Annotated in this window: 16 protein-coding genes; 1 reads left to right on the top strand and 15 read right to left on the bottom strand. The window is 73.1% G+C overall.

The genetic code is table 11. The annotated features are described in order from the left end of the window. Positions 1-2: 2 nt before the first annotated feature. The 15 genes from H299_RS0111845 to H299_RS0111915 form a co-directional block, all read right to left on the bottom strand. Entirely contained in the window at positions 3-656 is a 654-nt protein-coding gene (locus H299_RS0111845; protein WP_027748573.1) for a PIG-L family deacetylase, read from the bottom strand. Continuing rightward, complete coding sequence (locus H299_RS0111850) at positions 653-1,486, bottom strand: glucose-1-phosphate cytidylyltransferase (protein WP_027748574.1); 834 nt, start codon at positions 1,484-1,486, stop codon at positions 653-655. The genes H299_RS0111845 and H299_RS0111850 overlap by 4 nt, the downstream gene beginning before the upstream one ends. After that, entirely contained in the window at positions 1,483-2,718 is a 1,236-nt protein-coding gene (locus H299_RS0111855) for a class I SAM-dependent methyltransferase (protein ID WP_027748575.1), read from the bottom strand. The genes H299_RS0111850 and H299_RS0111855 overlap by 4 nt, the downstream gene beginning before the upstream one ends. Beyond that, positions 2,715-3,992, bottom strand: a complete 1,278-nt coding sequence (locus H299_RS0111860) for a glycosyltransferase (protein ID WP_037758805.1) — start codon at positions 3,990-3,992, stop codon at positions 2,715-2,717. The genes H299_RS0111855 and H299_RS0111860 overlap by 4 nt, the downstream gene beginning before the upstream one ends. A gap of 8 nt (positions 3,993-4,000) precedes the next feature. Then, on the bottom strand, positions 4,001-5,272 hold the full coding sequence (locus H299_RS0111865) for a membrane protein (protein ID WP_027748577.1): 1,272 nt from the start codon (positions 5,270-5,272) through the stop codon (positions 4,001-4,003). Between the two features lies 1 nt (position 5,273). Then, positions 5,274-6,809 (bottom strand): right-handed parallel beta-helix repeat-containing protein, encoded by a 1,536-nt coding sequence (locus H299_RS0111870; RefSeq protein WP_037758807.1) that lies wholly within the window; start codon positions 6,807-6,809, stop codon positions 5,274-5,276. Next, entirely contained in the window at positions 6,806-8,812 is a 2,007-nt protein-coding gene (locus tag H299_RS0111875) for an alginate lyase family protein (RefSeq protein ID WP_027748579.1), read from the bottom strand. The genes H299_RS0111870 and H299_RS0111875 overlap by 4 nt, the downstream gene beginning before the upstream one ends. Then, the gene (locus tag H299_RS0111880; RefSeq protein WP_027748580.1) at positions 8,809-11,031 is read right to left on the bottom strand and encodes a bi-domain-containing oxidoreductase; all 2,223 of its coding nucleotides are present in this window, start codon (positions 11,029-11,031) and stop codon (positions 8,809-8,811) included. Before H299_RS0111880 ends, H299_RS0111875 begins: the two co-directional genes overlap by 4 nt. 26 nt (positions 11,032-11,057) lie before the next feature. Continuing rightward, positions 11,058-12,986: an asparagine synthase (glutamine-hydrolyzing) gene (asnB, locus tag H299_RS0111885; protein WP_027748581.1), complete on the bottom strand. Its 1,929-nt coding sequence runs from the start codon at positions 12,984-12,986 to the stop codon at positions 11,058-11,060. Positions 12,987-12,989: 3 nt separating this feature from the next. Next, positions 12,990-14,531: a Wzz/FepE/Etk N-terminal domain-containing protein gene (locus tag H299_RS0111890; protein ID WP_027748582.1), complete on the bottom strand. Its 1,542-nt coding sequence runs from the start codon at positions 14,529-14,531 to the stop codon at positions 12,990-12,992. Next, a complete protein-coding gene (locus H299_RS0111895; RefSeq protein WP_027748583.1) occupies positions 14,528-15,922 on the bottom strand; it encodes a Wzz/FepE/Etk N-terminal domain-containing protein in 1,395 nt (464 codons plus the stop codon). The genes H299_RS0111890 and H299_RS0111895 overlap by 4 nt, the downstream gene beginning before the upstream one ends. Continuing rightward, positions 15,919-17,199, bottom strand: coding sequence for a glycosyltransferase family 4 protein (locus H299_RS0111900; RefSeq protein WP_027748584.1), 1,281 nt, complete (start codon positions 17,197-17,199; stop codon positions 15,919-15,921). The genes H299_RS0111895 and H299_RS0111900 overlap by 4 nt, the downstream gene beginning before the upstream one ends. Beyond that, entirely contained in the window at positions 17,189-18,541 is a 1,353-nt protein-coding gene (locus H299_RS0111905) for a nucleotide sugar dehydrogenase (RefSeq protein ID WP_027748585.1), read from the bottom strand. Before H299_RS0111905 ends, H299_RS0111900 begins: the two co-directional genes overlap by 11 nt. 70 nt (positions 18,542-18,611) lie before the next feature. Further along, positions 18,612-20,090, bottom strand: coding sequence for a sugar transferase (locus H299_RS0111910; protein WP_027748586.1), 1,479 nt, complete (start codon positions 20,088-20,090; stop codon positions 18,612-18,614). A 760-nt stretch (positions 20,091-20,850) separates the two neighbouring features. Continuing rightward, entirely contained in the window at positions 20,851-21,513 is a 663-nt protein-coding gene (locus tag H299_RS0111915) for a GntR family transcriptional regulator (protein WP_027748587.1), read from the bottom strand. 123 nt (positions 21,514-21,636) lie between these two features. Between H299_RS0111915 and lhgO the strand changes: the two genes are divergently transcribed. After that, on the top strand, positions 21,637-22,884 hold the full coding sequence (gene lhgO / locus H299_RS0111920; RefSeq protein ID WP_027748588.1) for an L-2-hydroxyglutarate oxidase: 1,248 nt from the start codon (positions 21,637-21,639) through the stop codon (positions 22,882-22,884). The last annotated feature ends 44 nt before the right edge of the window (positions 22,885-22,928 follow it).

A 22,928-nucleotide genomic window follows, 5' to 3' on the forward strand; every position in this document is an offset into this window, starting at 1 on the left:
GTTCATCCCCCCAGATTGAGTGTGAGTTTGGTGACGGCGAACGCCTCGGCGTAGCGCGCGTGGCATTCGATACCGCGGATACGGGCCAGCCCGAGGAAGGCCTCCCGGTCGTACCAGGGCCGGTGCCGCTGCGAGGGGTAGTGCTCCCGCAGCAGCCGCACCTTCTCCTCGGCGATCTCCGGCGACAGCGGCTGGTACGCGGCCATGCGCCCCAGGTCGCCGTCCCACTTGACGATCTCGTAGCCGAGCACGAGGTGGTCGCGGAACGCGGTGGACACCAGCTTCGCCAGGCAGCGGTGGTCCTGGTGCGCGTCCTCGGTACGCGGGGCCAGCACGAGGTCCGGCTCGGTGCGCAGGCGCAGCTCCTCGACGGCGGCCTTGGCCTCGTCCCAGTGCGCGGGCAGCCGCCCGTCCGGCAGCTTGAGCACGGTCAGCCGCAGGTCGGCGCCCGGGCAGAAGGCGTCGAGCGCGGCCCGCTCCTCCTGCTCCCGCTCACCGCCGCCGCCGGAGAGCACCAGCGCGTCGACGCGGACGCCCGGCCGAGCGCGGCACATCGTCAGCAGCGCGCCGCCGGCGCCGATGGCCAGGTCGTCGCAGTGCGCGCCCAGCACGGCGAGCCGGTCCAGGGGCCGGGCTCCGGCCCCGAGGCGGATCACGCGCCCACTCCGGCGCCGCTCCTGCCGCCGTCCGCGTCCGCGCCCGCTCCCGCGCCGTCCCGCTCCCACACCGCCCACGGGCGGTCGCCGCGCGTGTAGGCGGCGTCGAGCGCGGCCCGCTCCTTGACGGTGTCGGTCGGCTTCCAGAAGCCGCGGTGCTGGTGTGCCAACAGGCGCCCGCCCTTGGCCAGCTGGGCGCAGCCGTCGGCGACCAGGTCCCCGTTCTCCGGGATGTGGTCGAAGATCTCCTGGCGGAGCACGAAGTAGCCGCCGTTCTCCCACAGCGGCAGCTCGCTCACCGCGGTGATGCCTCCGACCAGGCCGTCTTCGCGCAGTTCCACGCAGTGGAACGAGGACTGCGGGGGCACCACCATCATCGACGCGCCGGCGTCGCGCCTCGCGAACCGGTCGATCACCTCCGGCAGCGGGGCGTCGGTGAGCACGTCGGCGTAGTTGGCGAGGAACATCTCGTCGCCGTCCAGGTGGTGCCGCACCCGGCGCAGCCGCTCCCCGATCGGCGACTCGATGCCGGTCTGCGCGAACGTGATCGTCCAGGAGGCGATGTCGGTGGACAGCAGCTCGGTCTGCCCGTTGCGCAGTACGAAGTCGTTGGAGGTCGTCTCCTCGTAGTTGAGGAAGAAGTCCTTGATGTGGTGGGCGCCGTAGCCCAGGCACAGGATGAACTCCCGGTGCCCGAAGTACGCGTAGTAGCGCATGACGTGCCAGATCAGCGGACGCGGCCCGACCATCGCCATCGGCTTGGGCATGCCGTCGGCGGCTCCGTCGCGCATACGCAGCCCGTAACCGCCGCAGAACAGTACGACCTTCATGGCTTGACCTCGACAATGCTCAGTTCCGGGATGGGGAAGACCAGCCGGCCGCCCCATTCGTGGAGGAAGGACAGCTGCTCGGTCAGCTCGGCCCGCAGGTTCCACGGCAGGACGAGCACGTAGTCCGGCCGGTCGGCGCTGATCCGCTCGGGCGGCAGGATCGGGATGCGGGTGCCCGGGGTGAACCTGCCGTGTTTGTAGGGGTTGCGGTCGACTGTGTACGGGAGCAGGTCGGGCCGGATACCGCAGTGGTTGAGCAGGGTGTTGCCCTTGCCCGGGGCGCCGTAGCCCACGACCGTCTCACCGCGCTCGGCCGCCTCGATCAGGAAGCGCAGGAGGTCCCGGCGGACCTTGGCCACCCGGGCCGAGAACTCGCCGTACCCGGACAGCTCCTGCAGTCCGGCGGCCTTCTCCCGGTCCAGCACGTCGGCCACCTCCCGCGTCGGCTCCCCGGCCGCCTCGGCCGGCCGGGCCCACAGCCGGATGGAGCCGCCGTGCGTGGGCAGCAGTTCGACGTCCACGAGCGTGAGTCCGCCGGCGGCCAGCGCGCGGGCCGCCGAGGCGACCGTGTAGTACTGGAAGTGCTCGTGGTAGATCGTGTCGTACTGGTTCTCCTCGATCAGGGTCAGCAGGTGCTGCACCTCGATGGAGACCCAGCCGTCGTCGGCGACCAGGGCGCGCAGCCCCTGGGTGAACCCGACCACGTCGGGGATGTGCGCGTACACGTTGTTGGCCACGACCAGGTGCGCCGGGCCGTGCTCACCGCGGACGCCCGAGCCGGTGTCCGGGTCCAGGAACGCCGTGAGCGTGGGGACACCCGCCGCCCGCGCCGCGGCGCCCACGTTCACCGACGGCTCGATGCCCAGGCAGCGGATGCCGCGGTCCACCAGGTGCCGCAGCAGGTAGCCGTCGTTGCTCGCGACCTCGACCACGAAGGCGTCGGGGCCCAGCTCCAGCCGCCGCACGGCGTCGGTGACGAAGGTGCGCGCGTGCTCCACCCAGGAGGCGGAGTAGGAGGAGAAGTACGCGTACTGCGTGAACGTCTCCTCCGGGGTGATCAGCGGCGGGATCTGCGCGAGCCAGCAGTCGGTGCAGACCCGCAGGTGCAGCGGGTAGGCCGGTTCCGGCAGGTCCAGTTGGTCCGCGGCGAGAAAGCTCTCGCACGGCGGAGTCGCGCCCAGGTCGACGACGCTCGCCGTCGCCGACGAGCCGCAGAGCCGGCATCGTGTCATCTACTTCCCCCATCCCTGCCCGCGCGGGTGTCCCGGCGCGGGTGAGTGCTTGTGTCCCCTGCCGGCGGCGGGCCGTTCCCGCCGCCGGTGGAGCCCGCGATCGCCGCGCGGTACCCCTCCACCAGGCGCTCCAGCCCGACCGCCGGGCTGAAGGCCTGCTCGTAGCGCTGCCGGGCCGCCCGGCCCAGCTCCCGGTTGAGGGCCTTCTCCGCCGTGATCCGGCGGATGCGGGATGCCAGCGAGGCGGGGTCGCCCGGCCGGTGCAGCAGCCCCGTCACCCCGTCCTCGACCAGTTCGACGAAGGCGCCGTGTCCGGCGGCGACGGACGGGACCCCCGCCGCCATCGCCTCCGCGACCACCAGGCCGAAGGTCTCCTGGGCCACCGAGGGAGCCACCACGGCGACCGACCGCGCGACGGCCTCCCGGCACTGCGCCGGGTCCCACAGGCCGGCGTACCGTACGTCGTCCCGGCCCGCCGCCCACGCGGCCACCTGCCGCTCCAGCGGCCCCCCGCCGGCGAGTACGAGCGGCACGCCCACGCCGCCCTCCGCCGCGATCCGGTCCCACGCGGCCATCAGCAGCGCCACGCCCTTGGCCTCCGCGAGCCGGCCGAGGAAGAGCAGGTGCTCGCCGGTGTCCGCGCGGCAGGCGCCCGGTTCGGGCACGAAGTTGTGCTTGACCGCCAGCCGCTCGGGCGGCATGCCCGAGCGCACCAGGACGTCGCGCTGCGCCGCCGAGATGCAGAAGAACCGCTCCACGCCGGTCCACCACCGCCGCCGGTTGACCGACAGGCTGACCGCGAGCGGCACCGTCGCCAGCCGGGAGCCGCGGTAGCAGCCGTGCCGGACGGCGGGCAGCGCCGTCGCCGTGCCGACGCACTCGGTGCACGGCCGGCCGTCCCGCTGGAGCGTGCCGGGCGGGCAGACCTGGGTGTAGTTGTGCAGCGTGGCGACGGCGGGCACCCCGGCGTCGGCGCACGCGGCCAGCACCGCGGGCGACAGGAGCGGGAAGACGTTGTGGAGGTGCACGATGTCCGGCCGCCCGGCGCGGAGCCGGGCGGTGAGTTCCGCGCGGACCGCCGGGTTCCACGGCACGAGGAAGGGCAGCGCGGCCTTGCCCGCCAGGGACCGGGCGGCGATGTCGTCGCTGCGCCGCTCGAACACCTCGACGCGGTGGCCGGCCGCGCGCAGCAGCCCCACCTCCTCGTCGACGACTCTGTTCTCCCCGCTCGGCTGCGCCGAGGAGTAGCGGTTGTGCACCACGAGGACATGCATGGTCGAGTTCACCTCCTGATCCGTCGGGGGATGCGCCGACGCGGGAGCGCGAGCGCCGCGGCGGCGGGGGGCTCGGCCGGTGCCGCCAGCAGCGCGGCGGCCAGGGCCAGATGCAGCAGATACGGTGAGGCGTCGCCCAGCCCGGCCTCGGTGTACGAGGAGATCGCGCAGTAGCTGATCAGGAAGAGCGCACAGGCCCTCGGCAGCGACGGCGGGCGCAGCAGCGCGACGCCGCCCAGTACGGCGAGGAGCGTCGCTACGAGGGTGACGCCGAGCAGCCCCTGCTCGTGGTAGACCGCCAGCCAGCTGTTGTCGATCGGCAGCCCGCCGTACGACTTGTCGCCCAGGCCGGTGCCGAACGACTTCTCCGCGGGTGTACGGGGCGCCGCCAGCAGGGCGTCCCACACCTTGGCCCGGCCGGTGAGGTTGGAGAAGTTCTCCTGGCTCTGCCCGCGCAGGAACCACGCCCGCAGCGCGCCGCTGAACGCCACCGCGGCCACCGTGGCGCACAGCACCGTCCAGGCGAAGAACCGGCGGGCGGCGGCGCTGGTGGCCAGGAGCGAGCAGATCGCCAGCGTCAGCCCGACGAGCAGGCCCAGCGTGGCGGTGCGGGTATGGGTCAGCGCGAGCAGGGCGAGCGAGGGCACGATGACCACCGCCGCGCTCACCCGGTCGGTCCGGCGGCCCAGCACGAGCAGCACGGTGAGCCCGATGATCACCGCCGCGTACTGCCCGATCTGCGGCGGGGTGAGCGGCCACAGGGCGCCGACCAGCCGCCCGCCGTAGTACTCCGGCAGGGCCGTCCCCGGTGAGACGGCCAGGCCGACGGCCACCGAGACGAGCACCGCGAAGTACATCCGCACGTGGTACCGGACGAACGTCAGGCTCCCGTCCCACCAGCGGCTGAGGAGCCACAGCGTGCCGACGAAGAGGGCCAGCCGGGCGCAGCGGAAGAGCGCGCCGTAGCCGACCTCCAGGTTCGCGCTGGAGATCACGCTCGGCAGCAGCAGCAGGGTGAGCAGGAAGACGAAGGCGCCCGGCCGGACGCGCAGCCGGAGATTGAGCGCGAGCGCCAGCGTGAACGCGGCGACCAGCGCGCCCATGGTGGCCATCTGGATCAGGGAGCGGGGCAGCGGGACGACGGTCTTGGCCCCGGCGGAGCCGAGCGTGTTGAGCGCCAGCAGCGCCCAGACGATCCCGACGGCTTTGGGGACCCGCTCGCCCGGCGGCACCCCGCTCGCCACTTCGCCCCCCGCCCCGCGCGCCACCTCGCCGCCCACCTCAGCCACCGGCCCGCGGGTCGAAGGTGCTGCCCGCGTCCTGCCGGTACGGCGTGCCCTGCCACTGCCCGGCGTCCAGCCTGCGGCCCGGGTCGGCGGCGACGAAGTTCCACGGTCCGCGGTAGGTGTTGTCGTGCCACCGGTTGTCCTGCTTGCGGGTGATCGCCTCGGCCACCCGCTTGCCCTTGTACGGCGACCAGTCGGGGTAGGTGCCGTAGTTGGCCAGCACGGCCATGCGGGCGCAGGCCGTCTCGCACTTGACGACGGAGGTGTCCAGCACGAAGCGGTTGCCGTGGATGTCCACCCGCTGGGTCTTCCACCGGCAGTCGGCGTACAGCGGAGCGGTGGCGATCGCCGGGTGCGCGCAGCGGTCGGTGTCCTTCACCAGCAACGTGCAGTAGCCGGTCGAGGTGTTGGCCGGGCTGTTGCAGAACCGGTCGGCGTTCTCCCACAAGGTGATCCCCGACCAGTTGTCCTCGAACACGTTCCGGTAGATGTCGATCTTGTCCGTGCGGGCCTTGATCCGGGGTTCACCGCCCGCCTCGGACACGTAGACGGCCGCGTACGGGAAGTCGTCGCCGCGCTCGGCGTACTTGCGGCCCTCGACCCAGTTGTTCCGCCGGATCGTGTTGTTCCGGATGACCGCGTTGTAGCTGGTCTCGTACATCAGCGCGGCGCCGTCGTTCTCCTCCAGTACGTTGCCCTCGATGCGGAAGTCGTTGTTGTTGTTGTCCGCCCACAGCCCGGCGCCGCGGTTGTCGTGCACCCAGTTGCCGCGTACGTCGGCGCCGTCGACGGCCCAGAACTTGATGCCGCCGGTGCAGCCGCAGCCCGGCTTCCGCCGCTCCCAGTCGTCGGTGTTGTTGCCCACGACCTCGTTGCCCTCGACCACCAGGCCGCGGATGGTGTCCCCGGTCTTGTACGCGTTCATGCCGTACTGCCCGTTGCCGCGCAGGCAGCTGGCGCGGACCCGCTGGCGCGCACCGGCCATCAGTCCGGCGCCGGAGTTGTACTGGATCTTCGCGTGCTCGATCAGCCATCCGTCGGCCATGTCGTGGTTGACCACGCCCTCGTTGTTCGGCGCGACGAAACGCTGCACGGTCAGGTGGCGGATGGTGACGTCGGGGGCGGTGCCGCTGAACGCGTACTGGTTGACCTTGCGGCCGTCGAGCACCGCGCCCGGCGCGCCGAGGTAGCGGTTCCCCTTCTTGGCCATGACCTGGGCGTAGCGGTCCGGCTCCAGGCGGTGCTTGCCCGGCCGAAGCCAGAACGTGGTGTTCGGGGGGCTGCTCCTGGTCTTCGCGGCCAGGTCGTCCACCACCGTGGGGTCGACCGTCACCGCGCCCGCCGGGGCCTTCGCGGGCCCGGCCGCGGGCTGGGCGCACACCCGGGCCACGGGCGTGGCGGGCGCGGGGGAGGTGGAGGGCTTGCCGGACGGCTCCGCAGGGGCGTCCGGCGTGCCCGTGCACCCGGCCGCCGCCAGCAGGGCCAGCGCCAGCGGTGCCGCCGGCAGCGCCCCGTACCGCCTCCCGGTCAGCACGCGTCCCCCTGGCCGCGGAACCTGAGGACGGTGGTGAACTCCCGGGTGCCGTCGGCGAAGCCGGTGCCGATCAGGGTGGTGGCGGGTTCCTTGCGCCCGAAGCCCGCGGAGTACCAGCCCAGGATGGGGTATCCCCTGCTCGAAGAGCTTGGGGAAGGGCCGCTCTCGCCGCGGTGCGCCCGCCAGCTCAGCTGCCCCGGCAGTTCCAGGACGGCCCCGCGGTCCTGGCCGTGGCGGGTCCAGGTGAGCACGGCCCGGTCGCCCGCCAGCTGCGCGGTGACCGCCGGACCGAGGTGGAAGGCCAGGCGTGCGGGAGACCGGCCCGGGCCGCGTACCTCGTCCACCACGCGCAGCTCCCGGCTCGCGGCCGTCAGTTCCACGCGGCGGCGGTGCACGCGGCGCCGGTAGCCGTCGTGTTCGGCGCACCAGCGGACCGTCCCTCCCTCCGGCGCCTCGGCACTCGTGGCGGCCAGCACGCGGCTGCGGGCGTGCCGGGTCCACAGGAACGGGCCGCCGGAGACGGACTGGTCGGCACCGTCCAGCTGGAGGGTGTTGTGGCCGAGGGTCGAGCGGAAGTACCGCCGCCACTCGGGCTGCCCGTGGTAGCAGAACGTCCCCGGGTCGGCGAGCACGTCGACCCCGTCGTGCCGCACCTCCACGGACAGCGCGTCCGCGTGGGCGTGCGCGGCGATGGACAGGAACCCGTGCGGGCCGCCGTCGCACCGGCACCAGATCCCCTCCGGGCCGCGCAGCAGGGTCATGCCCGCCTCCGCGAAGTGGACCGGCCGGACGGCCGGGCGCACCTGGGCCGGTGCGGCGGGCCGGATGAGCGCGGCCAGCAGCCGGGTGCGCACATCGGTGCCGGCCACCGCCGGCCACCAGGGCAGCGAGCCGAACACGGCGTCCCCGGTGGCCAGCAGCGAGCCCCAGCGGTCGGTGCCCGCGCCGTCCACGATCAGGCCGTGCCCGTCGTCCGCGTCCCCCTGGCGCGGGGGCCGCAGTGTGCCGTCCACGACGGCCGCGAGCGCGTCGGTCATGCGCAGCAGCACCGAACGGACCGGCGCGGGGACCGGCACACCGGCGCGGTCCGCCTCGGCCACCGCGGCCAGGCCCAGTTCCAGCACGAGTCCGTGGTACTCGGTGGCCAGCTCCCGGTTGAGGCCGCAGCCGAAGGTGTTGCCGCGCAGGTGCCGCTCCAGCGACCGCAGCGCGCCGGTGCGCCAGTGCGCCGAGGCGGGGAACCAGGCGAACGCGCAGGCCGCCGCGAACTGCCCGGCCGCCTCGGCGATGACGTGGTTGTTCGCCGAGGACCCCCGGCTGGGGAAGGCGGCCAGCCAGCGCTGGTGGTACCAGATCTGCTGGAGCGCCACCGGGTTGTCCTCGAACAGCCCGGCCGCGCCCGGCCAGCCCTCCAGCAGCCGGCGTACCCACACCCACGACAGCAGCCGGATGCCCAGCTCGATGCCGCTGGTCCAGTGCACCCCGCGCAGCGGCGGGTTGGCCGCCCACCACGACCGCAGGTGCTCGCCGACGCGCCCCGCGTACCGGTCCTCCCCGGTGACCGCGTAGGCGGCGGCGAGGACGGTCAGGTGCTGGTGCCGGGACAGCTCCCAGATCTGCTTGATGTCTCCGACCGCCTCCTCGTCCCGGTAGGGCACGTCGAAGGCGTAGCCCGAGGGGGCGCGGCGCCCGGTCTTCGGGTCGTACCACCAGTCCGGATCGGCCAGGTCGTCGCGGGCCACCCCGAAGTACTCGGCGTGCCCGTCCATCAGCCGGTCTGCCTCGGCGAGGAGGCGTTTCACGGCGTCCGGGGGCAGCGCGGCGATCGTCCCGGCGGGCAGGAACGCGGTGAAACGGGCGCCGGTCACGCTCGGGCAGTCCGGCGGCGACGACCGCCACCGCCGCCTGCGCACCGTGTCCGCCACCCGGCCGCCGACCTCCCGCGGCCCCATCCGGGAGAGCCGCCGCAGGTACCAGCCCGGCGTGGCGCTCGCGGTCATCGCGCCCCCGCCAACGCCACCGGCGCGCCGCCGGCCAGGCTGGCCCGTACGGCGAGGGTGGCCGCCGTGGTGGCGGCCAGCGACTCCAGCGGCACCGGCATGGGCCCGCCGCTGCGCACGGCCGCCAGGAACGCGTCCAGCTGGGCGCGCTGGCCCTTGTCCCGTGCCTTGGGCAGCCGCGAACTGACCCACCGCTTGCGGCCGAGCCCGCCGTCCGCGTAGACGGAGGCCCGGACGAAGTCGTCCAGCCGCAGCGCACGGCCGTCCGCGAGGAGGTCGAGCGTCTCCTTGGGGAAGCCGGGCGGGCCGGTGGTGACGTAGCTGAGGGAGGCGGTGGACCCGCCCGGGTAGCCCAGCACCACGTGCAGGTCCTCGGTGCCCGGCGTGGCGAAGGCGTGCACGGAGACCGGGTCGGCCGCGAGCAGCCAGCTCGCCGTGTCGACGAAGTGCCCGCCCTCGCCGGCGAACCTCGAGCCCTGGGTGTCCTGCTGGAGGTACCAGCTGCCGTGCTGGAGGCGGCCCGCGTTGACGAGGTAGCGGAGGCTCGCGGGGCCCCTCGGGGTGCCGAACCGCCGCCTGGCCTCCCGCAGCAGCGGTGCGAAGCGTCGGTTGAAGCCCACCTGCAAGCGGTCGTTGCCGGACTCCTCGACCGTCGCGAGCACGCCGGCCAGCTCGTCCTCGGTGAGCGCCAGCGGCTTCTCCACGAACACCGCCTTGCCGGCCAGCAGCGCCCGCCGGGTCAGCTCGGCGTGCGAGCTGTGCCGGGTGACCACGAACACCGCGTCCACCGACGGGTCGCCGAGCATGGCCTCCAGATCGGTGGTCGCCTCGGCGAAGCCGAACTTCCGCTTCGCGTTGGCCGCGGAGAGCGCCGTCGTGGTGATGACCGTGGACAGCTCGACGTCGTCGCGCTGCGCCAGGTGCGGCAGCAGCATCGACGTCGCGTAGTTCCCCGCACCGGCGAACGCCAGCCGCACCGGCGCCCCTGCGGGCCGGGACGGGGCGGACGCCGCGCTGCGGCGCCGCACTGCGGGCGGGGAAACCGGTTGAGGCGCCGGGGCCGCCGGGGTCTGCGCCTCTGCCGCCTGCTGCGCGGCCTCGGGGTAGCGGAACAGCACGGCGACGGCCTTGAGTTCGCCGTCCTTGAGGCGCTGGTAGGTCTGCACGGCGTCCGCGAAGTCGGCGACGTGGGAGACCAGCGGCTCCACGTCGACCCGGCCGAGGGCCAGCAGGTCGAGGAAGCACGCCAGGTTGCGGCGCTCGGTCCAGCGCACGTAGCCGATCGGGTAGTCCCGGCCCTGGAGTTCGTACTCGGGGTCGTAGCGCCCGGGACCGTAGGAGCGGGAGAACCGTACGTCGAGTTCCTTCTCGTAGTACGCGTTCCACGGCAGGTCCAGGCGGCACTTGCCGATGTCGACGACTCGGCCGCGGTCCCGGCTCAGCCGGGCGGCCAGCTCGACGGGCTGGTTGCTGCCGCCGCCCGCCGCCAGATACACCTGGTCGACCCCGTGCCCGCCGGTGAGCCGGGCGACGGCGGCGGCCACGGCCGCGGAGGCGGGATCGCCGCAGGCCGCGGCGCCCAGGCGCTCGGCCAGCGCGCAGCGCGCCGGGTCGGGGTCGGCCCCCACGACGCGGACTCCCGAGGCGGTCAGCAGCTGCGCCACCAGCTGCCCGATCAGCCCGAGGCCGATCACCAGCGCCACGTCGCCGAGCCCTGGCTCGCCGCGGCGGACGCCCTGCATCGCGATCGATCCGACGGTGCCGAAGGCCGCGTGCCGTGACGGCAGGCCCTGCGGCATCGGTGTGTAGAGGTGCTTGGGCACCCAGTTCAGCTCGGCGTGCAGCGCGTGCTCGTTGCCCGCGCAGGCCACGAGGTCACCCACCGCCACGTCGTCGATCCCGGCGCCGACCTGCTCGACCACCCCGCTCAGCGAGTAGCCCAGCGGTGTGTAGGAGTCCAGCTGGCCGACCACCTTGCGATAGGTGGCGGGCAGCCCGTTGGCGGCCACGCTCTGCATGACCTTGGCCACCTGGTCCGGCCGCGAGCGGGCCTTGCCCACCATCGACAGGCCGGCCTCGGACACCTTCATCAGCTCGGTCCCGGTGGAGATCAGCGAGTAGGCGCTGCGGACCAGCACACCGCCCGGCTTGCACCCCGGCACCGGCACCTCCAGCAGTGCCAGCTCGCCACTCCGGTAGTTCTGCACAACCTGCTTCACCCGGGCTCCTCCCTCTCTCTACGCCGTCAAGCCGCTCGGCTCTGGCCGGAGCCAGAGGTCGCGCCGCGATACCAGTACTCCAGGGTCAGTACGTGCCACAGGTGCTTGGAGAAGTCCCGCTGCCCGGCGGCGTCCTCGGCGACCAGCCGCTCCAGCGCGTCGCGGCGCAGGATGCCGGAGCTGACGAGCACGCCGTCATGCACCACCTCGCGCACCAGCGGTGCCAGATCCCGGCTCATCCAGGCCCGCAGCGGGGCGCTGAAGAGGCCCTTGGGCCGGTAGACGATCTCCCGGGGCAGGATCGAGGACGCCGCCTCCTTCAGGACGGCCTTGCCCTGCCGCCCGGCGATCTTGCGGTCGCCGGGGATGGCGAACGCCGCCCTGACCACCTCCACGTCCACGTACGGCACCCGCACCTCGGTCGAGGCGGCCATGCTGGAGCGGTCGGTGTAGGCGAGGTTGAGACCCGGCAGGAACATCCGGGCGTCGCCCAGGCACATGCGGTTGACGAAGTCGTCCAGGCCGTTGTCCAGGTAGATGTCCGCGTGCTCGGTCAGCACGTCCGAGACCGTCCCGGCCAGGTCCGGATGGATCAGGGCGAGCAGCTCGTCCTGGTCGTACATGGTGTAGCTGCGCCGGAACGCGGTCTCCTCCGGCAGTTCGGCGAAGGAGAGGAACCGCTTGGCGAAGCGCACCGACCGGTAGCCCCGGCGGGAGGTGGCCACCGGCAGCCGGTCCACACCCGCGGACAGGCCGCGCCGCAGGGGCCGCGGGACGCGCTGGTAGCGCAGCGCGAGCAGGTTGGCCAGGTGTTTGCGGTACCCGGCGAACAGCTCGTCGGCGCCCATCCCCGAGAGCATCACCTTGACCCCGGCCTCCCGTGCGGCCGAGCAGATCAGGAAGGTGTTGATCGCGGCCGGGTCGCCGATCGGCTCGTCCAGGTGGTAGGTCATCCGCGGCAGCAGCTCGAGCACGTCGGGAGCGATCTCGATCTCCCGCAGGTCCACGCCGAACTGTTCGGCCACCCGCCGGGCATGGCGCAGGTCGTCCGGCATCGCCTCGAACTTGGCGTCCTCGGCGCGGAACCCGATGGTGTAGGCGGAGATCCCGGGCCGTTCGCGGGCCGCCAGCGCGGTCAGGTAGCTGGAGTCCAGCCCGCCGGAGAGGAAGGTCGCCACCGGTACGTCGGAGAGCAGGTGCCGCCTGTTCGACTCCTCCACGACGGCGGCCAGGTCCGGCTGTTCGCCGCTCAGGGCCCGCTCCCGCCCCTCGGCCGCGACGTCCCGGAGGTTCCAGAACCGGCCGCGCTCGGTCCGGCCGTCGGGCCGGCACCGCAGCCAGGTCCCCGGCGGCAGCTTCTCCGCCTCACGGAACGCGCAGCGCGAGTCCGGCACCCAGTAGTAGAGCAGCGAGGCCACCAGCGCCGCCTGGTCCACCTCCAGCGACCCGCCGCTGACCGCGGCCAGCGCCTTCAGCTCGGAGGCGAACATCAGCCCCGTGCCGCGCCGCAGCAGGAACAAAGGCTTGACGCCGAGCTGGTCGCGGACCAGGACCAGCTCGCCGGTCCGCTCGTCGAAGACCGCGAACGCGAACATGCCGCGCAGCCGGGGCAGGCAGTCGGTGCCCCAGCGCCGCCAGGCCTCCAGCAGGACCTCGGTGTCGGAGGTGCCGCGGAAGCGCACCCCGGCGCCGGCCAGTTCGGCCCGCAGTTCGGGCGCGTTGTACAGCTCGCCGTTGTAGGTCAGGGCGAGGCCGTCCGAGACCATCGGCTGCGCGCCGGTTGCGGACAGGTCGATGACGGCCAGCCGCCGGTGCCCCAGGTGCACTTCGCCGTCACCGGCGGGGTGGGTGTACCGGCCGGCCCCGTCCGGGCCGCGGTGGGCCAGAACGTCGGTGAGCCGGTCGGTGACGGCCTTCCCGTCCGGCCATCGGTAGGTGCCCGCGATGCCACACATGCTCTACCGCACCTCCTGGTCGCTGTACGGGACCCGTGCGGCCCGCATCGACGGCTGCCCGGCGCGCGGGCGTCCCGTCCCGTTCCGCCGGGCCGGTCCCTCGTGGCGGCCGCGCAGCGCGGTGTGCAGCCCGTCCCACAGCGTGCCGTCGGTCCGGTCACGCGGATCGGGGTCGAGGAGCACCACGCCGATCACCGGGATGCGCTGGTCCGCGAGCTGCCGCGCCACGGTGTGCAGCCACGCCGCGCTGCCGTGCCCGGCACGTACGACCAGCACCGTCTGGCCGCCGAGGTGGCCCAGGTCGGTCCACGCCGTGCCGGGCGCCACCGAGCCGACGCCGAGCCGGCGCGTTCGGTGCGGCACGGACGCCGCCTCCTCGCCCCCGACCACGGCCGGATCGCCAGGCCTCTGGCGGCTGTTCGCGAGCTGCGGGCCGGGCAGTCCGTCGACGACGACCACTGGCTCCCCCTCCGTCGTCAGTGCCCTGGCGAGGTCCAGGGCGATCACGGCCGTGCCGCGCGCACAGCCCAGTTCCAGCAGCGACACCGGTTCCGCGGAGCCCCGTACGGTGCGGGCCAGGGTCGCGGTGAGCCGCTCCCGCGCCGCCCGGCTCCGCCGCGGACGCCACCTTCCGGTGGACCGGCGCGGCGCGCGGCGCAGCTCGGCGATGACCGAGGCGCCCAGGTTCGCCGCGATGTCTCTGCGCAGCACGGGGCGGTCCGCCACCACCGTGGCGACCGCGGCCAGCGCGAGCCCGAGGAAGAGGCCGAGGGCGAGCCCGATCACGGCCTTGGCGGCTGCGGCCCCGGGCAGGGAGTGCGGCACCGCGCGCGGGGCGTCCACGATCTTCGTGCCCGCGACGACCCGGGGAGTGCCGGTGCGCGCCTCCGCGGCGCGCTGGTCGAAGTCGGCGATCCGCGAGTTGAGTTCGGCCCGGCGCGCGAAGAGCGACTCGGTGCTCGCCGAGGCTTCCGGGTCGCTCCCCGGCGACCCGCCCCCGATCGCCTCGTTGACCTCCGCCAGCTCGTCCCGCATGCGGTCACGCTGGTCGAGCAGGGCCTCGGACTCGGCCTTGGCCCTCTCCCGCATCCGCCGCACATGGTCGGCGACGAACGCCTCGGCCAGTGCCCCGGCCCGGGCCACCGCTTGCGCCTCGCTCTCGCCGCTCACCTCGATGCGCAGCAGGTTGTTGGTCAGTCCCGAACCCCGGTAGTCGTGCAGGAAGTTCTCGGGGTCCTCGGGCGACTTCAGTGCCCGCAGGGCCTCGCGGGCGATCCGCGTGGTCCCCAGCAGTTCGACGTCGGTGCGGATGAGCGTGCCGGTGTCGTTGGGCTGGTCCTCCTGATGTGCGACCAGCACCTTGGTCATCGCGGTCGGCGGCGGCGGCAGCAGGACCGCCACCGCCACGCCGGCCAGCAGCCCCAGCAGCGCCGCGGAGCACCACAGGCGGCGGCGCCTGCGCACCGACACCACCAGCGCGCGCAGGTCCAGCAGGGGTACGGAGGCCGGCTGCTCCGACGGCTCCGGCGTCTCGCGCGTCGTCACGCGGAGCCTCCTCTCGCGTCGCCGCCCACCGCGAGAGCGGCCAGGGGTGCGTCGTCCGTTGTACGGCCGGCCGCCCGCCCGGGACGGGAGCGGACCGGGTCGGCGACGACGACGCCGACGACCTCGTGCCCGCCGTCCGCGCACGCCTCGGCGATCGCGGCCAGCTCCTCCACGGTGCAGCTGCCCGGGCTCAGCACCACCAGGGCGCCCGACTCGGTGTCGCGGTCCGGCACCATCGGCCGGATCACCGAAACCTCCACCACCCGCAGCTGCGGGCAGCTCTCGCCCGAGGCGCCTGGATCGCTCCCGGCCTCCGCGGCGAGCCGACCGGCGGCCCGGCGGGCACTCCCGTCGCCGTCCGGTACGACGACCAGCACCCGCCGTGCGGCCGGCAGCTGGTCCCGCAGGCGCGCGCACACCCGCCGGTAGCGGGTCCGCACGCCGTCCTCGCCGCCGGACGCCCGCGGGGCCGGCAGGTCCCACCGGGTGTCGACGCCCAGCAGGCGGCGCATCCGCGCCCGCGCGCCCGGGTCCTGCGGCCCGTCCGCGCTGCGCCCGCCCTGCACCTCGACGCTGCCCAGCGGCTCCGCGCCCAGTGCCTCGGCGATCTCCGCCTCGGTACGCGGCCTGCGGTTCACGCGTGCGGCGGCGAGATGCGCGATGACCGCGCACAGGAGGAAGAGCAGCGCCCCGGCGGCGACCAGCTGCGTCCGCGTCGGCGGCGCCTCGCCGTCCGGCCGGGCCGCCGGTCCCATGACGACCATGCCCGCCTTGCCGGCCGCCGGGTCGGCCTGGTCCAGCTTCTTCATGGCGTCCCGCAGCGCGGTGCGCAGCTTCTCCAGCTCGGTGCGGACCTGCACACTCTCCACGGTCCGCCCCGGATCGGCCGCGGCGGCCAGGTCGGTGATGCGGCGGTCGGTCTGCAGCACCTTCTGCCGCAGCGTCTCGGGGCCGGCCGCCGTGTCGGGGTCGGCTTCGCCGCCCGCGACCCGGGCGGCGAAGTCGACGAACTGCCGGGCCACCTGGTCGGCCAACTGCTGTGCGCGCTCCGGGGTCCGGGCCGTACCCGAGATCTTGAGGATGTTCCCGTCGGCGGCTGCGGCGCTCACCTGCTCGCGCAGTTCGGCGCCGTCGACGCCGGACCAGCGGAGCGTGGCGGCAGCCCGGTCGACCACCACCGAACTGGTCGCGATCTCCGCCTGGGTCACCAGCTCGCGCTCCTCCCACTGCCCCGGCAGCAGTACCGATGCCGACGCGGTGTAGCGCGGCGGAAACAGCAGTGAGGCGCCGTAGCCGACGAGGGCGCCCAGCACGGCGAGGACGGCGAGAAGCCGCCGCCGACGGCGGAGGATGCGCCCGATCGTGACCAGGCGTATCGGATCATCGCTCAACGGTGCTGCCTCTTCCCCGTCCGGTCCTGGCCGCCCGGCGACACCGGAGCGCGGCCCCGGCCGGCGGCGGCGTAGGCGGCGAGCAGCGCGCGCTGGGAGTTCCGCCAGGCGAGCTGCCCGCTGATCCGCTCCTGGCCGATCGCGCCCCTGCGGGCCCGCTCGTCCGGATCGTCCAGCAGGAGCGCGATGAGCCGGGCGTACGCGGCCTCGTCGTTGGCGGGCGCGTAGAGGGCGGCGTCACCGGCGGAGACGCGCGCCTCCCGGAGGTCGAACGAGACGATCGGGCGGCCCATGGCCATGTACTCCAGGACCTTGTTCATGGTCGACACGTCGTTGAGCGGATTGCGCGGGTCGGGGGAGAGGCACACGTCCGCCGTGGAGAGGTAGCGCACCAGATCGGCGTCCGGGACGCGCCCGGTGAACTGCACCTGCTCGGAGAGTCCGAGCCGCCCGGACAGCGCCACCATCGCCTCGAAGGCGTCGCCGGAGCCGACGAACACCGCGTGCCAGTCGGTCCGCCCCAGCTCGTCACGCAGCTTCGCCAGGGCCCGCAGGGCGTAGTCGACGCCGTCCTGGGGGCCCATGACGCCGAGGTAGCACAGCAGATGGGGCTTGCCGCGCTTCAACTCCGGCTCGGGCTGCACCGGTTGGAACCGGTCGGTCTGCGGGGCGCTGCGCACCACGAAGACGTCCGCCGGCCGCAGGCCGCCCCGGCGCACCGCGACGTCGCGGTAGCTCTCGTTCGTGGCGAGCACGACGTCGGCGGCACGGTAGGTCAGCCGCTCCAGCGCGCACACGGCGCGGTAGAGCAGGTCCTCGCCCCGGCCGAACCGCGAGAGGTACAGCTCCGGTACCAGGTCGTGCTGGTCGAAGACGAACCGCGCGCCGCGCCGCTTGAGCCACAGCGCGGGCAGGAACAGCAGGTCGGGCGGGTTGCAGGCGTGGACCACGTCGACCGGGCCGACCCGGCGGGCCAGCCGGGCCGTATGCCACAGCGCCGATCCGTACTCCCTCAGGTAGCCGGCCGGGCCTCCGGTGGCCGCGCGCAGCGGGTAGCGGTGGATGCGCACCCCGTCGATCTCCGCCTCCGGTTCGGTGTCCCGCCTGCCTCCCCGGGGGCAGATGACGTCCACCCTCCAGCCCGCGTCGCGCAGCGTCGTGCACTCCTGCCACACCCGCCGGTCGAAGGGCACCGACAGGTTCTCCACCAGGATCAGCGCGCGCCGCCCCGGCCGGCCACGGCCTTCTGTCTCGTCGAACGACGTGTCACCAGGCAAGGCCCACGTACCCTTGTTCGGTCCGGCGCGCTTCGGCGTCGGGAAGACGGATGAGGTCGATGAGCACCGGGCCGTCGCCGTGGGGGAGCGCCGAGAGCACGGCCGGGTCCCGGGTCCCCACCAGGCACACCTCGGCGTGCTCGAGCACCTCGCCGACGGAGTCCGCGAGCAGTTGCGCGAGATGGGGCAGCCGGGTCTCGATGTACTCGCGGTTCGCGCCGAGTAACCGGGAGAGGCTCACGTTGGCGTCGTAGATCCGCAGGTCGTAGCCCTTGCCGAAGAGCCTCTCGGCCAGCTCGACCAGGGGGCTCTCGCGGAGGTCGTCGGTCCCGGGTTTGAAGGACAGCCCGAACAGGCCCGCCCGGCGTTTGCCGGTGCGCTCCACCAGCTCCACCGCGCGTTCCAGATGTGCGGAGTTGGAGGGCAGCACGTGGGCGAGTATGGGCACCGAGACGTCGGCCTGCCGCGCCGCGTGGACCAGGCTGCGCAGGTCCTTGGGCAGGCAGGAGCCGCCGAAGGCGAAGCCGGGCCGCAGGTAGGCGGGGCTGATGTTCAGCTTGCGGTCGGCCAGGAAGACGTCCATGACCTGGTGCGAGTCCACCCCGAGCGCGTGGCACACCGCGCCCAGCTCGTTCGCGAAGCCGATCTTGAGACCGTGGAACGCGTTGTCCGCGTACTTGATCGCCTCGGCCGTCGGGACGGGCACCCGGAAGACCTCGCCGGGCAGGCCTGTGCACAGGGCCGCCACCGCGTCGCCGCTCGCCGGGTCGATCTCGCCGATGACGGTCTTGGGCGGGTCGAAGAAGTCCCGCACGCTCGTGCCCTCGCGTAGGAACTCCGGGTTGACCGCGACTCCGAAGTCCACCCCGGCGGTGCCGCCGACGTACTTCTCCAGGATCGGCACCAGCAGGTTCAGGCAGGTGCCCGGGAGCATGGTGCTGCGGAAGACGACGGTGTGCCGCCCGCTCTGTCCGGCCTGCCCGCCCTGTCCGGCCAGCTCGGCCCGTTCGGCCAGCACGGCGCCGATCTGCTCGGTGACCCGCTCCAGATACGTGGTGCACAGGCTGCCGTTGGGCGCCGACGGCGTGCCCACGCAGACCAGCGACACCTCGCTGTTCAGGACCGCCTCGCGGACGTCGCAGGTGGCGCGCAGCGCGCCGCTGCGCACGACCCCGGCGACGAGCTCGCCGATCCGCTCCTCGACCAGCGGGGCCTTGCCCTTGTTGACCAGGTCGACCTTCGCCTGGTTCACGTCCACGCCGATGACCTCGTGACCCATGTCGGCCAGGCACGCGGCCGAAACGCAGCCCACGTAGCCGAGCCCGAAAACGCTGACCCTCATGACCCGTTGCTCCCCTCAGGCAGGCGCTCCCGGCCTGCGGTCCGCGCGTCGGCGCGACGGCCCCCGCGCATCAGTAGGCCCCCTGTGCGCGGAGGACCGCACGCAGCGTTTTCCACAAGATCACCGTGTCCAGGGCGAGCGACCAGTCCTCCACGTACCGCAGGTCCAGCCGCACCGCCTCCTCCCACAGCAGGTCGCTGCGTCCGCTGATCTGCCACAGGCCGGTGAGCCCGGGTTTGACCAGCAGCCGCCGCCGGATGTCCGGACCGTAGGCGGCGGACTCCTCCGGCAGCGGAGGGCGCGGGCCCACGAGCGACATCGAGCCGGCGAGCACGTTGAAGAGCTGCGGGAGTTCGTCGATCGAGTAACGGCGCAGCACCGCCCCCAGCCGGGTCACCCGCGGATCGCGGCGGATCTTGAACAGCAGCCCGGCGCCCTCGTCGCGGTCGGCCAGCCCGGCACGTGCCCGGTCGGCTCCGGCGACCATGGTGCGGAACTTGAGGATGGTGAACTCGCGGCCGTCCTTGCCGACCCTGCGCTGGCGGTAGAACGCCCCGCCCGGACTGTCCAGCGGCACGAGCAGCCCGACGAGCACGAGCAGTGGCGCGAACAGGATCAGCAGGATCACCGCCCCCAGCTTGTCGACGACCTCCTTGACCGCACGGCGGCCCCCGGTGAAGGCCGGCATGCTGACCCGCAGCAGCGGGATGCCGAGTACGGCGTCGACGTGCAGGCGCGGGCCTGCCACCTCCATCAGCACCGGGGCCACGACCATCTCGGCGTCGCTGCCCTCCAGGTTCCACGCCAGCCGCCGCAGCCGCTCCGGCGACCAGTGCGGGTCCGGTGTGACCGCGACGACGCGGTAGCCGTCGCGGCGCACGTGGTCGGCGACGTCCGTCAGCCGGCCGACGACCGGCACCCCGTCCAGCAGGCCGCCGTCGAGCCCGGGGCCGTCCGTCGTGCACACCGCGTCCACGCGCCAGCCGAGGTGCGGGGACTTGCGGGTCCGCGATATCAGGTCCCGCACGGTCTCCACGCTTCCGGCGGCGAGCACCGGGCGCAGGCACCGCCCCTCCTTCCGCTGCTTGTGCAGCGAGAGGCGCAGCAGATACCGCGCGGTCATGGTGATGAGCGCGATCGCGGGGATCGCGACGAAGATCCAGAGTTTGATGTTGCGCGAGGTGAGGGCGATTCCGCCGAGCGCCAGTACGACGGTCGCCGCGAACAGCGAGCGCCCCAGGCGGCGGAATTCCTCAGCGCCTTGGCCGAGTACGGCCGGGGCCCACGCCCGGCTCACCGCAAGCGCTCCCAGTACGAGCAGCTCGGTGCCGAATGCGAGAATTCCCCACTTCTCGTGCCAGTTGGCCGCGTCCCGGGTTCCGAAGAAGCTGCCGATCAGCGCCACAATGAAAGCGGTTACCACGGTATCGCTGGCGATCACGGTACGGCGGTAACGCCGTTCCCAGCCGATCGCGGGCTGGTTGACTGCCCCGTTCACCGGGCGCTCGCGCGCCGACGGAAACGGGCCGACTAATCCCCCCTGCTGCACAGAACCCCCTCAGGCCAGCGGTGGTTTTCGGCATGCTTGCTCGACACCGCTCCTCCCCCCGGGAGGACTCAGCCCCCCACGCATGAAATCCCGGCTATTTCAGCGATACTTGAACAACCCACCCTGGTGGCGGCAGACTTGCATTTCCGGCCAGGTTCTCTCAAGGCGTGCCGGAACCCGTCGAAGCCCCTGGGTGCTCCCCACACCCAGAACTCCCTCTCGGGCTCCAAGAATTGATCACGTCCCCACGTCTGGTGTCGGGGAGCGCGACTGATGGCATTCCGCAGTGCCGGACTTGTAGATCGACTGTTGCCCGCCTCGCGTCCGAACTGCCGAAGCAGGGTCAATCTAGAGCATCGGAGCCGGTATGTGGAGGGGATGTGTGTAATGAGTGTGCAAGCTTTGAGATTTTCTCCATCGACCGGTCACGTCTGCGAAGTGAGTTCGTCCGAAAATTTCAGACAGGCGTGCGATACATTGCGCGCCATGGCTGAACTCGACCCCTGCCTGGGCGGTTCTCGGCCGCGTGCCGGGCTGGGGCACGCGTTGCCCGAGGCGTCCGGGCTCCGGCCGGCGCGGTGGTGCTGGTGCCGCGTCAGGCAAGGTTCGCCCCGCTCGCCGTCCTGGCACGGCCATCCGCTGCGTTGCCCGATCGACCGAGTAGCCCACTACGAGGCCGATCCGGCGCCTTGCGCCTGACCGCACCAGCACGCCTCGCTACCGGGCAAACCTTGCCTGACGCGGCACTAGCGGCGGGAAGTCACCCTTCCCGCTGGGCGGCCATCACGTGGTCGCGGGCGCCTTCGACGTGCGCGGTGATCACCTGGCGCAGCGCCGGGGCGTCACGGTCGCGCAACGCGTCGACCATCCGCTGGTGTTCGTCGTCGATGCGCTCCAGGTCGTGGCCCGAGCGCACCCAGCGCCGGCTGTAGGGCTCGACCAGGTGCAGCAGCTGGTCGACGAAGCGCAGGGTGAGCCGCCGTTCGGAGAGGGCGTAGACGCGCCGGTGGAACTCGTAGTTGAGGGGGGCACGGCTCGCGGCGTCGGCGCCTTGGCGGCGCATCTCGTCGGCCAGTTCCTGGAGTTCGTCGATGTCCCGGTCGCGGCAGCCGCGCACGATCTCGTCGGCCAGGTGCGGCTCCAACTGGAGGCGTAGGGCGAAGAGTTCGCCGATCTCGCCCTGGCTCAGCTCGGCGACGAGCATGCCGCGCTGCGGCTGCACTTCGATCAGGCCCTCGGCGGCCAGCGTGTGCAGCGCCTCGCGCAGGGGGATGCGGCTGACCTTCAGCTCGGTCGCGAGCTTCTCCTGCACCAGGCGGGTGCCCGGGAGCAGTCCTCCGTCGCGGATGGAGGCGCGCAGCCGCTCGGCGATGACGCCGGCGCTGTTGCTCGTGCTGCTGGAGTTCCGGGCGGGTCGGGTCACCGCGTCACTGTACCTCTTGTGTATCTGCGCAGCGACTGTATACATTCGCGTCGCCTTCCATTCGCAGCGAATGTATACAGACGCTGCGAGCATCGTGTTCGCGCCACCAGAAAGGGCTGCCGGATGTCACGTGCCATCGACGTCGCCGTCATCGGGGGAGGACTGCTCGGGCTCGCCACCGCCCGGGCCCTGCTGCGTGCCCGGCCGGGTCTGTCCGTCACGGTCCTGGAGAAGGAGTCCGACTGGGGCGCCCACCAGTCCGGGCACAACAGCAACGTCATCCACAGCGGCCTGTACTACGCGCCCGGCTCGCTCAAGGCCCGGCTGGCCCGGGCCGGCGGCGAGGAGATGATCCGGTACTGCCAGGAGCACGAGGTGCCCGTCAAGCGCACCGGAAAGCTCGTGGTGGCCACCTCGGCGGCCCAGCTCCCCGGCCTGGACGCGCTCGCGGAGCGCGGCCGGGCGAACGGCGTCACGGTTGCGCGGCTGAGCCGCGCGGAGTTCGCCGAGCGGGAACCGCATGTCACCGGAGTGGCCGCGCTGTCGGTCGCCGACACCGCGATGACCGATTTCGGCCAGGTGTGCCGCGCCCTGGCGGCCGAACTGACGGGCCTCGGCGCCGACCTGCGCACCTGCTCGCCCGCCCTCTCCTTCACCACCGCCGGGGACCGGACCGTGATCCGCACCCCCGGTGCGGAACTCAGGGCCAAGTCGCTGGTCAACTGCGCGGGCCTGCACAGCGACAAGATCGCGCTGGCGGCCGGTGACCGCCCGACGGTACGGATCATGCCCTTCCGCGGCGAGTACGCCGAGATCAGACCGGACCGCCGGTGGCTGGTCAACAACCCCGTCTACCCGGTGCCCGACCCCGAACTGCCCTTCCTGGGCGTGCACATCACCCCCATGCTCGACGGCTCGGTCCATGTGGGCCCCAACGCCGTGCCCGCGCTGGCCCGCCAGGGGTACCGCTGGCGCGACGTGGACCCCCGCATGGTCGGTGAGCTGCTGCGGGACCCGGCCCTGCGCGGTCTCGCGCGGCGCTTCTGGCGGCACGGGGTCACCGAGATCAGCCGGTCGCTGCTGTGGCCGCTCTTCGTCCGCGACGTTCGCCGCCTGGTTCCGGAGATCGGGAGCAGGGACATGCGGCGGCACGGCAGCGGCGTACGCGCGCAAGCGGTCACGGCGGACGGGCGGCTCGTCGACGACTTCGTCATCAGCCGCACTCCGCGCGCCGTCCACGTACTCAACGCGCCGTCACCCGCGGCCACCTCGAGTCTCCGTATCGGCAGCCGGATCGCCGGCGACGTCCTCGAACAGCTCGGCCACGGGGAGTCCGCCCGGACCGCGCGCGAAGAGTCCCCCGCAGCCTGACGGCTCCCCGCACGACGCGGGCCCCCGCCCGCCTCTCCCCCCTG

This window comes from Streptomyces sp. CNH287, assembly GCF_000424825.1.